Consider the following 13,662-nt stretch of genomic DNA (forward strand, 5'->3'; position numbering starts at 1 on the left):
ACCGGCACACAAAATCTGCGTGCCGGTTCTTTTTTAGTTCAGTTGATAAACTTTTTCATATTTACTTCGTAAATGGTTTACTAAATGTTCCGCATTTAGTCCCTCACCTGTCGCTTCCTGCAAGATTTCAAGTGGTTCTTTCATCTTGCCGTGACGATGGACCTTTTCTGTTAACCAGCTCAAGATCGGAGCGAAATCTCCACTTCTGCAAAGGTCATCGAAGTTCGGAATATCTTTTAACATTGCCGCTTTCAATTGCGCAGCATACAAAAAGCCTAACGCATATGATGGGAAATATCCGAATAGACCGCTCGACCAGTGGACATCTTGAAGAACACCTTCCCCATCACTTTCAGGGCGGATTCCCAAATACTCTTCGTACTTGTCGTTCCAGATTTGTGGCAGATCGGCAACCTGTAGATTTCCATTGAAAAGACCTTTTTCAATCTCATAGCGAATCATGATGTGGAGCGGGTATGTTAATTCATCAGCGTCAATACGGATTAGAGAAGGCTTGGATTCGTTAATTGCCCTAATGAAATCCCCAAGCTCCACATTTCCAAATTGTTCTGGAGAATGCTGCTGCAAAAGATGATAATTATGAATCCAAAAGTTTTCGTTCCGACCAATGAAGTTTTCATAAAACAATGATTGAGATTCATGTATTCCCATAGACGTACCGGTGGACAACGGCGTCCCGTCCAATTCCTCGGAAACATTCTGTTCATATAATGCATGCCCGCATTCATGGATTGTTCCGAAAATGGCTGAGCGGAAGTCGTTTTCATCGTACTTTGTCGTAATTCGAACATCCCCACGGTTCAGCGTAATTTGGAAGGGATGAACTGTTTCATCCAGGCGCCCTGCATCAAAATCATAGCCAAGCTGCTTAAGCAATTCATGACTGAATTTTTCTTGTTGATCTTTCGCAAACTTTTTCGCTAAAAAGTCTGTATCCGGTTTGTTTGCTGATTCTGCAATTTGTTTAACGAGCGGAACAATCTTACTGCGTAAATCCGCAAAAACTTCATCCAGAATTTCAGTTGTCATGCCCGGTTCATATTGATCTAAAAGTGTGTTGTACGGATTACCGTCTTTAATTCCCCAATATTCTATGAATCGTTTGTCAGTTTCAACAATTCTTTCCAAATAAGGAGCGAACATCGCGAAATCGGATTTTTCCTTGGCCTCTTCCCAAACGGATTCGGCTTTAGATAATAGCACCACGTACTCTTCATATTCCTTCTCAGGAATTTTACTGTTGAGGTTATAATTTTTACGTTCTACTTCAACCGTTTTACTGATTAAAGGAGAGAGTTCATCCCTTTGTTCCTCGAGTTGCGTAAGCATTTGGTCCAATTCGTTCGAAGTGGACATCCGATATAACTCTCCTGATAACACTCCGACAGTTTCTGAGCGTCGATCAAGCCCCTTTTTTGGTGCTCCGGTTCTCATATCCCAATACAAAACTGATAGAGCTTCATTGTAAGCAGACATCTTCTTTACGTAATCCATAAATCGTTGTTCAATAGACACAGCCATCCCCCACTTTCTCTGTTTACCCCTTCATTCTACCATAATTTTCTTACTTTACTGACGATTTTTCGTGTGAGATGGTAACTGGTAAAATATCTTCCCAGCGCTTTTGTAGTTCCATTTCAAAATCATTCAAAATGAGATGGATGGACCCTCGATCATTAGCCGTCCTTATAAGTCTGCCTATCCCTTGTTGAAGTCTTAGCAGCATATATGGCAAATCGACATCATGGAACGAATCCTCAGCAAACTTTCTACGGGCTTCGAATATCGGATCATTCGGTGGAAACGGCAAATCGAAAATGATAACCCTTGTCAAGGCTTCACCAGGTAAATCCAAGCCTTCCCATAAATGATAGGAACAAAGGGTCTGGTATTCACCATTTTGGAACTCTTTGATCAGAGTGGAAAGCTCTCGAATTCCTTCGAATGCTATTCCTTGTAAGCCGTTTGTTTCTGCAAATTGTTTAAACTGCAACATGTCATATTTGGATTTAAACAATAGTAATGACTGTTCTTGCTTTTGAAGTAATCTCTCCACTGTTTGATTCTTTTCTGATCCAGCATGATGCGCATATATAGACATGACTTCTTCGTAATCGAAAGGTGAAGGAACTGAGAATGATTGATGTGACTCAATTCCTAAACTAGTTGCCAAATAAGAGAAATCTCCATTTACAGATAAAGTGGCAGAGGAGAATATGATAGGCAGTTTCAGTGAAAATAATTTTTCATTTAAAATATCTGTCACAAGACGCGGCATGATCGTTAATGTCTCAAACTCATCACCAGTTTGCAACCAATCGATTGCATCGCCATTTTCAATGAATAAATTTAATGAAAATGAATATTGCTCCAAGTATTCTTCAGCCATACGCAAGTCGTATTCAGGGATAGCATACAATTCGGCTTCAAAAACGAATTCCTCAAGCAAATCATCTACTGTTCGGATGATCTTTTTCCCAAGCGATAATAGCTTTTCATTCTTGTTTATTTTTTTCCGTTCTAATTCGACACCTTCGGATGATTCTTTCAAAAGATCAAAGAAGGCGATGTGTTGTTCGATCAGATGCTCCATTAACAGCAGCGTTTTTTCCCGGATATCATCCACCATAACACGCTCAAGAAGATTAAGAATCGTTGTTTCCTGTACTTCGTAAGTCAATGCCTTTTGGGCTGCAAACTCCAGTAAATGCCCTTCATCTAAAATCATCATCGACACTTCAGGTAAAAGGGGAAGCTGGCCTTGCCGCTTTCGCGATTCCTTCGTCCATAGATGCTCCATTAAGAAATCTTGTGAACAAATGATTAAGTCAGATGATTCCCTGTAGAAATTCCGGTGTAGAGTTTGGCCGCACCGATTTCGCAAATCACAAACATTGCACTGTTGTACAGCATTGAAATTCACTTTCGACCACTGTGCATCTTCAATATCTGAAAAAGAACTGCGGTCTCCGTATGGTGTTGTAGAGCTCAAAACCTGATTTCCATTGACATAGGGGGGTAGAGAGTTTTTAATGTCGAAGACGAACTCTTCAGGTGAAGTTTGTTCAGCCTCCTCCAGTCTTTTTAGACAAAGATATTGATTCCTGGACTTCGCAAGACGTACATCCATCTCCAAATTCAGTGCTTGTTGAATTCTGTCGATATCTCCGCCTTCTTTGACCAATTGATTGATCAGCGTTTCATCTGCACAGGCAACCAACACAGGCTTCCCAGTGTAGCGTGCATAAGCGATTGCGGGTAATAAATACGCAATGGTTTTACCTGTTCCAACTCCAGCTTCTGCAAATAATGTATTTTTCTCCTTTAAGGATTTCACAATCTGATATGACATGAAGATTTGTTCATCTCGGATATCGTAATCCTTTTCAGGTAAGACCTCGTAAAAGATATCACCAAGCCAATCACTCAATGACTCAAAAAAGGATTTTTCCTTCGATAGAGGAAAAGGTATCGAACGTCTCATTTCTATCTCCTTTCAGTTGAAATGACGGAAGAGGTATCCCCTTCCGTCATTAGTGTTATCGATCTGATCGCTGACCCCAGAACTGATAAAAATCTGTTTTGATAAAACCATTAAATAACTTTCTTTTTTTCGTTGCCTTATTCCCATATAGTTCTTCAAAGTTTTCCATCGATGAAAGCATGTACACAGACCACGACGGATAGCTCTTCATAACTTTGCCCATTTCCCGGATCATCCGTTCAACTTCTTCTTTCTCACCAATCCGTTCCCCATATGGCGGATTTCCGACCATAACACCATCCGTTAAGTTTGTAGTGAAATCTTGTACTCGCATCTGTTTCCATGTGATCAAATCTGCAAAACCAGCTTCCACTCCGTTTTCAGAAGCCATCGATACCATTCGGTGATCAATATCGTATCCGAAAATTTGAAGAGACTGATCGTAATTCGCCAAGTCTTCTGCCTCCATCCTTACTTCATTCCAGATGGATTCTTTCATCCATGGCCATTCTTCAGAGATAAATTCACGATTGTAGCCTGGTGCGATATTTTGACCAATCATCGCCGCTTCCAACGGAATCGTACCAGAACCACAGAATGGATCAACAAATGGCCGATCGGGATTCCAACGCGTAATTTTAACAAGAGCTGCCGCAAGTGTTTCCTTCAAAGGGGCCTCGCCTTGTATTTGACGGTAACCTCTCTTATGCAAACCTGCGCCACTCGTATCGATCGTCAAAGTTGCCACATCTTTTAAAATACTGATTTCCACTTTGAATGTTGCCCCGGATTCATCTAAATAACCTAATCGTTTATACGCCAATTTTAAACGTTCAACAATAGCCTTTTTAACGATTGCCTGGCAATCGGGTACACTGAAAAGTTTTGACTTGACGGATTTTCCCGAAACAGGAAATGCTGCGTCAACTGGTAATAACTTTTCCCAAGCAATAGCTTTAGTACTTTCAAATAATTGATCGAATGTAGTTGCAGGGAACTGTCCAACGACAATTTTCACCCGATCAGCTGTTCTGAGCCAAAGGTTAGCTCGGGCAATAGCTCGCTCGTCTCCTTCAAAATAGACTTTCCCATTTTCAGTTCTTGTCTCGTATCCAAGTGCTTTCACTTCATCTGCCACGATAGACTCAAGTCCCATTGCAGCTGTAGCGACTAATTGGTAAGTTGCCATGCCATAATTCCACCCTTTCAACTTTTCGGGTTACATCGTTTCTTAACCTCAACATCATATGTAGTTTTCCATTAAAGAACACTATGTAAACAGAAAGAAAGCCCTCCGATCTGGAGAGCTTTATACTTTTCTCATATAGACACACGCGAAAACTCAATAAGCCATGTTTTGTCCCCCGGTACTCGAACGGCCGAAGCCTCGTACGTATGGGGTAGTAATCATCTATCTACAGGCATTTGCCTGTCCCTCCATCCGTTCATTTCCATCAGGAGAGTGCCCCTACCATAATTTGGGTTTCTCACTCGAGGGGTTTACCGCGTTCCACCTGTACCGTTTCCGGTACAGCTACGTCACTGTGGCACTTTTCAGGGAACCTCGGCCGTATCCAAAGGACTTAGGCCTTATTCCCGCCGTCAGCCAAAAGGCTGCCCCAGCTTATCTTTTCGCTGAGCACGAACACTACGGTCATCTCAGAGCCGTGTGAGCATGGACTTTCCTCTACAATTTACATTGCAGCGATTACCTGAATTTTCGTCATGGTATATACGAGTATACTAAAAATAACGGATCATTACAACTGTAAATAATTGTTATTCGTAAAGCTTGCTTCCAAAAACATGCTTCTCTAAATTTGATAAGCGTTTCAGAATATCAAAATTCGTTGTTCCTGCTTGTGATGCAGGTTGGCGTTTAGGCATCTCTTCAAGCTCTTCTTTTAAACGTTTATTTTCGGCTTTCAATTGGGAAATCGTCTTTTCAAACGCTTCGTAGTCTTGGATGATATCGTCAAGAAACTGATCGACATCATCCTGATTATAGCCGCGCATGCTCGTTTTGAATTCTTTTTCTAAAATGTCTTTGGCCGTCAATTTAAGGTCCATCTCACTCGCCCTTCCCATCTCTTACATTGAAAACAGTATAGCATATCTTGTCTTAATTTGTTTATTCCTGAAAGGAATTTTCACCATTTCCTGTCGAACACTGCGCTTCCCCGGGAAATACTTTTTTCATTTCCAAACGCACTAATCTCTTATTCAACTCCGCTAACAGTTTCTCACGGCTCTCGACCCTTGGGAAATAGTGATTCTCAGCAAGTTCATTTGCCGATTCAGCCGCACGTGAAGCTTCAAGAAAATCTTTGAATTGATGTTCATAGATCTTCGATAACTCAATGTACGCATCTATTTTCTTCCTGCCAACTAACCCCTCTAAACTATGTTGGAATGAAACGGCTGCCTCTTTGTAACGTTTCTCTCTTTTTAATTGATAGCCTAAATAATAAAATGCATAGGATGTATCGTTTGAAAATGATTCCGTTACATATAGGAATAAATCTTTCCCTTTCGAATTCACTTTAAGGTCGGCATACCATTTTCCGATATTAGTATATGTAACGGCAGATTCGTTTTCAGGTTCTGAAAGAAGCAGACTTGTGGATTGGATGAATAAAGTGAGAAGCGATAAAATATCCCATTCATTATGCTTTAGGACTTTCATTAATAATTCGGGATTACCCGATTTTACCGCGTCCATATAGATGACTGGTGCTAAATGGCCCGGAATATCTCCTTTTCTATGGAAACCAAGTTTCTCCTCTTCCACTTTTGTCAGTTTGAATCTTTCCATTTCATCCTTCCACATACGCCGAGTTCCTACAAGTAGATCGACATGTCGGTGTTCCTTTAACTTTGGCAATTCGTTGCGATTCAGTGTCCATCTCGTTTCAATTTGTGGCCAATCGAAGCTTTTGCCATTGTATGAGACTAACGTCATCGGCTTTTTCCATAAGTCCGTTTCAAATAGGAATGCCGCTTCGTTTGCTGGATCTGCGAGAACATATTGGACTAATTCTACTGCCTCTTCTCTCACTCTCAAGAAACCGATTAAAAAGATCAACGTGCCGGTCCCTTTTAAACCGGTAGTTTCTGTATCAAAAAATACAATCTCTTCATCATCCGTTAAATGGAATGGATGAACTTCTCCGGCGTCATGCCATTGGTCAAGTGCTCGGTGAAAACCATTCAATTGAATGTTCCCGTGGACATGATCTAAAGGGTATAGCGTCTTCTTACGAAACACTAATCCATAATCGTTTTCCAACGACTCAAGTCCTGCTCTAATCCATCTATCCGTATACTCCGGTTTTACCGGTTTTTTTCTTAGCTGTTTTTTCTCTTCTTTCACGATTGGCGCTTTCTTTAACAGGCTTTTCATCTGCAACAGCTTATTTTCGTAAGACATATCATTGTCCCTCTGCTAACGAAGAGAGTAATTTAAATACCGAATGTTTGATGAACCGATTTGCATCTTGAGGTCCGATACATACAGGGCATCCACTTTCACATGGACAATTTGACACATGAGCTGCAGTACGTTGGAGTAACTCCCTCCAAATATCATATATACCTTCACTGATTCCTATTCCGCCAGGGTAACTATCATATATAAAGAAGGTAGGTTCTCCGGATTGTACAGCCTTGACTTGTGGAACAACATGTATATCAGTCCTATCACACTGAACAAACAGAGGTATAAAAGAACCGATGGCGTATGCTGCACCTGTCATGGCATCGGTTAATGTGGACTCTGACCAACCGTCCGGACGTTTAAAAGAAATCCATGTTGAATTTGTATGCAACTCTTCCGGTGGTAAGGTAATGGGTCCAGATCCAATATTGTCATGTGTGCCAAATCGGATTTTCTTGAAAATGGTCGGCATTGCAAGTACAGATATATCTCCATATGAAACGTTGACAGTTCCAGTTTCATCGCTTTTATCTTGAGCTATGACTTTTAACTCAACCGCAAGATTAGCATCCGTATAATAGTCAACATCTACTTGAGTTACATACGCTTTTTTCTCTTCCCAATCCAGTGTCTCAACTTGGTATTGTACTCCCTGATGCAGGTAAATCGCTTCCTCATGTAAGAGCGTCATGGCACTATAGCGGTCCATTTCGCCGATTACCTTCGTCCCTTTTGGGATTGTCTGATCTATGATTACTACATTTTCTTGTGAAGCAGATCTTAAGCTAATGTCATGTGCAGGGAATCGATCACTCATCCAATGCCATTGATCTGAAACGCGCATTAGTACCCCTTCATTTTCAAGGTAAGCCAACAGTTCCTGTATTTCAAATTCGCCATATTGTTCTGTCATGGAGAACGGAAGCTCAAATGATGCACATTTTAGATGGTCCATTAGAATAATCAGATTATCAGGATGGATCCTAACTTCTTCCGGCGATTGTCCTAAAAAATAGTCCGGATGCTCAACAACGTACTGATCGAGAGCCGTGGATTGTGCGACATAGATGACTAACGCTTCATCCTGTCTTCTGCCCGCTCTTCCCGCCTGCTGCCAAGCACTGGCGATATTACCGGGATACCCGGTCATAATACATGCCTGAAGCTGACCAATGTCAACACCGAGTTCTAGTGCGTTCGTACTAACAACCGTCTGAATCGTTCCATCCCGAAGCCCTTTTTCAATCTCTCTCCGTTCAGAAGGAAGATACCCCCCACGATAACCGCGGATTGTCTGGTCAGAAAGTTTTTTCTTCGTTAAATCATTCAAGTAAGTGACGAGCATTTCAACCCGGACTCTGCTTTTGGCGAATACAATTGTCTGTACGCCCTCCTTATAAAGTTTTGAAGCTACATCCCGAACTTCTAAAATAGCGCTTCTTCTTACGCCGAACGTCGGATGAATAATAGGAGGATTGTAAAATATGAAATGCTTTTTTCCTGAAGGTGCACCATTCTCTGAAATCAGATGATGGTCAGTATTCGTCAAACTATCTGCAAGCACTTTCGGATTGGCAATAGTCGCGGAAGTACAAATGATGATCGGATTGCTTCCATAATAGGCACAAATCCGTTTCAATCTGCGTATGACGTGGGCAACATGACTTCCGAAAACTCCTTTATATGTATGCAATTCGTCGATGACGATATACTTCAAGTTTTCAAAAAGCGAGACCCATTTTGTATGATGTGGCAAAATACCTGAATGGAGCATATCAGGATTCGTCATGACGATATGTCCGGACTTCCTTACTTTTTGACGGATTCCTGGACTTGTGTCCCCATCATACGTATAACTTAATATTTCCTCTCCGCTATGCTCGATGAGTGTGTGAAGATCACTCTTCTGATCTTGAGCAAGAGCTTTTGTCGGAAATAGATAAAGTGCACGGGAAGAAGAATCATTTAAAATCGATTGAAGGACCGGTAAATGATAACAAAGTGACTTGCCTGATGCTGTTGGTGTAATGGCGGTAAACGATTTTCCTTCCATCGCCAGATCGAAAGCTTCCCTTTGATGGGAATACAGCCGTTCTATCCCTCGTTCCCGCAAAGCTTTTTGAATGGATGGATGGAGAACTTCCGGAAAGTCCGCATATTTAGCCGTCTTCGCTTCGACTGTGTGCCAATGGGCTATGCGTTCCTTCATTTCCGGGTCTTGCCTCCATTCAGAAATGACTCCCGATAATCCCTTTTTACTTCTGATCATCTTCCCCCTCCTCTCGTATTGCCCTCAAAAGCGTCTCTAACGTGTATTGAACAGCTTGAATCGATTGGACAAACCGTTTCTTCCCAGTTTCTTTATAAAACGACTGTACTAAAAATTGTTTCATCATATCTACGGCATGGTCGATTTGCTGAACTCTCACATGCTTCGGTCGATACGATGCAATCCATTCTTTACTTTGCTTTTCCCACTCATCAATCTTTGCATGGAAATGATCCACATGGGGCTTGACCTCCCCGAAAAAATCAGGAGAGCGATCTTCTTCCCTCATACGTTTATGTCGATTGAGGCATTCCTCGCACTCATTAAATAGTTTTATAGTTAATTGTTTTAGCGACATGTTTTCTGACACCTTACTCTTTTTTCCTTTAGTGTAACAAATTTTACGATGTAACTCCATAAAGACCGAACAAATATTCCTTTATTATAGGATTAGCGACAAAATTATGAGATAATGGTGGGTAGTATTATTGAAACCTAACTGGAAGAGCAACGTCTTCTCTTATGGTATGATAGGTTTCGGATAAGAGGTGCATATTATGGTTATACGTTACCCAAACGGGAAATCGTACAGTCCGCCCGTATCAAATCCTAAAAAAAACAAACAGTCCAAGAAGGATTACTCTTTTAGTAATCGGGGAAAAACGTTAGAGGATGAAATCAATGAAACGAATGAGTTTTACTTAGACCGTAACATTGCAGTCATTCATAAGAAACCTGTTCCAATTCAAATCGTCAATGTAGAGTACCCGTCCCGTAGTGCAGCCGTTATCCGGGAAGCTTATTTTAAAACACCGTCGACAACAGATTATAACGGCGTATGGAAAGGATACCATATTGACTTTGAGGCGAAAGAAACAGAAAATCCGACTTCTTTCCCGCTTAAAAACATCCATCCCCACCAAGTCGAACATATGAAAAGCGTAATACTGCAAAAGGGAATTGCTTTTCTGATTATTAGATTCTCTTCAGCTGATAAATATTATGCAGTCCCGTATTCTATGCTCGAAGAAAAATGGAAAAGGATGCTTCAGGGCGGCAGGAAGTCTATTCCTCTGAAAGAATTTGAACAGGAAGCAATCGAAATAAATACCGGATACAGTCCCCGTATCAACTACTTGGAGGCTGTAGAACAAATGCTCGGCAAGTAATTGCCGAGCATTCATAGAAAGTGAGGAAAATACTGTGGCTGATAGAAAAATGTCAAGAGAACAGCGCAGGAAAGAGCTTGAGAAACAAAAGAAAGCAAAAAAACCGGCGAAGGGCATATTTAAAAAGATTGTCACATTGATCGTTGCTGTGTGCCTACTATTGTTCATAGGTGGTGCCGTACTCTTTACTGTATATGCAAGCAGTGCACCTGAATTAGATGAAAAGTCTTTAAAGGATCCCATATCTTCAATCGTACTAGATAAAAACGGCGACCGCTTTGCAGTAATAGGTGCGGAAAATCGAAAGTATATCCCCTATGAAGAAATACCGCAAACAATGGAAGATGCCATATTAGCAACAGAGGACGTCCGCTTTTATAATCATATGGGAATCGACTTATTCCGCCTTGGTGGTGCTGTCCTTGCCAACTTTACGCAAGGCTTTGGATCCCAAGGGGCAAGTACAATCACTCAACAGGTGATCAAGAATTCATTCCTGAAAAATGAAAAGACATTAAAACGGAAAGCACAGGAAGCTTATCTTGCGATTCAGCTTGAACGGGAATATGAAAAAGAAGAAATATTTGAAATGTACTTCAACAAAGTTCTCATGTCCGGAAATCGATACGGATTCGGAACGGCGGCTGAATACTTTTATGGCAAAGAATTGAACGAACTGGAACTGCAAGAAATGGCATTATTAGCTGGCATGCCACAAAGCCCGAACAACTATAATCCATTTAAAAATCCAGAACGTGCTGAAAAAAGAAGAAATATTGTATTGAGTCTCATGCACCAACACGGGAAGATATCGGAAGAAGAAATGAAAGCTGCACAAGCGATACCTGTCACTGAAGGATTGAAGCCTGAAGACCAGCGAAAAATGGATTCAGACAATAAATACGAAGCCTTCTTAGATGTTGTTTTAGAAGAACTTAGGGTACAAGGCGATGAACAATTGCTTGCAGAAGGTATCACGATCCATACGACTCTCGATCCGAAAGCACAGCAAACGGTGGAAAATCAATTAGCCAATTATGACTTCCCTACCGAGACATTAGAAACTGGAATTGCTGTCATCGATACAAAAACCGGAGGAATTGCAGCGATTGGCGGTGGACGGAATTACATCTTCCAGAACTGGAATTATGCACAGGACCTGAAAGACCGACAACCAGGTTCTACCATTAAACCGTTATTGGATTATGGCCCGGCTATTGAATATTTAAGCTGGTCTACAGGACAAACGGTAACGGATGAGCCATATAAATATAAAGGAACAGATCAAACGATCCGTAATGCGGACGGTAAATACAAGGGCGATATTCCACTACGACAAGCTTTGTATGAGTCCCGAAATGTTCCATCCATTAAAGTGTTTGAAGAAGTCGGCACAAAACGTGCTGGTCAATTCATCAAGAAACTAGGCATTGACGTAGGAGACTTGAACTCCGCTGTCGCGATTGGTGGATCAGAAAAAGGAATCTCTCCTATCCAGATGGCTGCTTCCTATGCCGCATTTGGAAATAAAGGTGTCTATACAAAGCCGTATTCAATTACTAAAATCAGTTACCGTGATGGTCAAACTGAAAAAACATACAAGTCGGAACCAGTAGTTGCAATGAAAGATTCTACTGCATACATGGTCACTGATATGTTACGTGACGTCATTAATCATCCGAACGGATCAGGCAGGCGTGCTGCTGTTCCTGGAGTTGATGTCGCGGGTAAAACTGGAACGACAAACTACACAAAGAAAGAATTTGAAGAGTATAACTTGAAATCCGGTAGTGTTCCGGATTCATGGTTTTCCGGCTACACAACTGATTATTCAATTTCAATATGGAGCGGTTATAAAGACAAGAAAAATGCAATGACGACTTGGGATGAACGCCGAGTTCCTCAATATTTGTTTAGAAATATCATGGGTGAAATCTCTGAAGGAACAGCAAGTTTCAAAAAACCAAGTTCCGTTGTTGAAGCGACAGTTGAAGTTGGTACAAATCCATTGAAACTGGCCAGCGACTATACCCCGGATGAACTGAAACGAACTGAACTATTCGTAAAAGGCACTGAACCGAAAGAAGTATCGGAAGAATACGATATTGTTGAAGTAGGTGCACCAATCAATCTGCAAGCTGACTATAATCCTGAAGATCAATCAGCACTCCTTTCTTGGGATCACGAATCGCCGGATGAAGACCTCCAAATCGGATTTGTGGTTTCTGTAACAATAGACGGCGCAGAAAGCAAAGTCTTATCGACCCAACAGGAGAAACAACTCAAAGTTGATGGCATCCAGCCGGGTAGCAACTATACGTTCAGTGTTGTAGCCTTTGTAGATGAAGTTCAAAGTTCCCCTGCTACCGTTTCACTCCGAATCTCCGCTTCTCCGGAAGATGAAGGAGATAAAGGTAATGATAAAGGTAACGGGAATGGTCAAGGCAATGGGAACGGAAATGGAAATGGTCAAGGCAATGGGAACGGGAACGGAGAAACACAACCTCCGCCAGATGGCAGTGAAACACCTCCTGAAGATGGTGGAGCTGGAGAAGAACCACCTCCTGAAGAAGGGACTCCTCCTCCAGATGATGGTGGTGGGGATGATTCCGGAACCGGAACAACATCTGGAAGTAGTATCGGTACCCCTGAAAGCGACGGAACAGGTGAAACACCGCCAACTAACCCTTAAATAACTATACAAACTGAAGGACTCCATTTTAGGAGTCCTTCAGTTTGTTGACAAGAGAATTTTTATAAATTCCAATGTATATAATCTTTAATCTGGAGCCATCGCTCCAGTCGGACGCTTTCCGCGGGCAAGCACCGAGCCGCTTAGGGTCAACAGGATGTTGATCATGGAGGCGTTGCCGCAGGACGCGGCGAACTTAGCCTCTCTTCCTTAACAGCTCGTGCAGGGTCTCGCTTCGCTTGCTATTGGGCCCGCACGAAGCGGGTCATGCGTCCGTTGCCACAGGACGTGGCGATCTTAGGACGCCAACCTTAAAGGAGTCGCCGACTTCCGCTATTTTTACACTTATACTTAAAGAATGAATAGTAAAGCGGTGATCGCCACGAAGACTCCTCGAAAATGCTTCACATTTCCTTCGTGCGGTGTCTATTCGAGGAAGCTATTGCAATGTCCTGTGGGAATAGCTTGAGCTGAAGACCCCGCAAGGCACGTCAGTGACGTTAGTTATTGAACAAAGTCTAAGTGCGCCGCGTCCTGCGGCAACGCCTTTGTGACCAACTTCCTGTTGGCCTAAGCCCACGGAAAGCGAAG

9 protein-coding genes and 1 other RNA gene are annotated in these 13,662 nt (G+C 42.0%); 2 read left to right on the forward strand and 8 right to left on the reverse strand.

The window, feature by feature from the left end:
* Positions 1-33: 33 nt before the first annotated feature.
* The 8 genes from ACFOZY_RS12900 to ACFOZY_RS12935 all read right to left on the reverse strand — a co-directional run bounded on the left by ACFOZY_RS12900 (position 34) and on the right by ACFOZY_RS12935 (position 9,568).
* Positions 34-1,536, reverse strand: coding sequence for a carboxypeptidase M32 (locus ACFOZY_RS12900; RefSeq protein ID WP_378156103.1), 1,503 nt, complete (start codon positions 1,534-1,536; stop codon positions 34-36).
* Between the two features lie 49 nt (positions 1,537-1,585).
* The gene (locus ACFOZY_RS12905; RefSeq protein ID WP_378156106.1) at positions 1,586-3,505 is read right to left on the reverse strand and encodes an ATP-dependent DNA helicase; all 1,920 of its coding nucleotides are present in this window, start codon (positions 3,503-3,505) and stop codon (positions 1,586-1,588) included.
* Positions 3,506-3,560: 55 nt separating this feature from the next.
* Positions 3,561-4,694 carry a THUMP domain-containing class I SAM-dependent RNA methyltransferase gene (locus ACFOZY_RS12910; protein WP_378156108.1) on the reverse strand — a complete coding sequence of 378 codons (1,134 nt, stop codon included), beginning with the start codon at positions 4,692-4,694 and terminating at the stop codon, positions 3,561-3,563.
* Positions 4,695-4,846: 152 nt separating this feature from the next.
* Positions 4,847-5,225: RNase P RNA component class B (rnpB, locus tag ACFOZY_RS12915), an RNA gene on the reverse strand.
* Positions 5,226-5,284: 59 nt separating this feature from the next.
* Positions 5,285-5,575: a cell division regulator GpsB gene (gene gpsB / locus ACFOZY_RS12920; protein WP_378156110.1), complete on the reverse strand. Its 291-nt coding sequence runs from the start codon at positions 5,573-5,575 to the stop codon at positions 5,285-5,287.
* Positions 5,576-5,636: 61 nt separating this feature from the next.
* The gene (locus ACFOZY_RS12925; RefSeq protein ID WP_378156112.1) at positions 5,637-6,935 is read right to left on the reverse strand and encodes a ribonuclease H-like domain-containing protein; all 1,299 of its coding nucleotides are present in this window, start codon (positions 6,933-6,935) and stop codon (positions 5,637-5,639) included.
* Between the two features lies 1 nt (position 6,936).
* Positions 6,937-9,210, reverse strand: coding sequence for a DEAD/DEAH box helicase (locus ACFOZY_RS12930; protein WP_378156115.1), 2,274 nt, complete (start codon positions 9,208-9,210; stop codon positions 6,937-6,939).
* On the reverse strand, positions 9,197-9,568 hold the full coding sequence (locus ACFOZY_RS12935; protein WP_378156117.1) for a YppE family protein: 372 nt from the start codon (positions 9,566-9,568) through the stop codon (positions 9,197-9,199). Before ACFOZY_RS12935 ends, ACFOZY_RS12930 begins: the two co-directional genes overlap by 14 nt.
* A gap of 199 nt (positions 9,569-9,767) precedes the next feature.
* Between ACFOZY_RS12935 and recU the strand changes: the two genes are divergently transcribed.
* Positions 9,768-10,379 carry a Holliday junction resolvase RecU gene (gene recU, locus ACFOZY_RS12940; RefSeq protein WP_378156119.1) on the forward strand — a complete coding sequence of 204 codons (612 nt, stop codon included), beginning with the start codon at positions 9,768-9,770 and terminating at the stop codon, positions 10,377-10,379.
* A gap of 34 nt (positions 10,380-10,413) precedes the next feature.
* A complete protein-coding gene (locus ACFOZY_RS12945; RefSeq protein WP_378156120.1) occupies positions 10,414-13,071 on the forward strand; it encodes a PBP1A family penicillin-binding protein in 2,658 nt (885 codons plus the stop codon).
* Positions 13,072-13,662: the final 591 nt, after the last annotated feature.

This window comes from Chungangia koreensis, from assembly GCF_042651785.1.
GTDB classification, from domain to species: Bacteria; Bacillota; Bacilli; order Bacillales_A; family Planococcaceae; genus Chungangia; species Chungangia koreensis.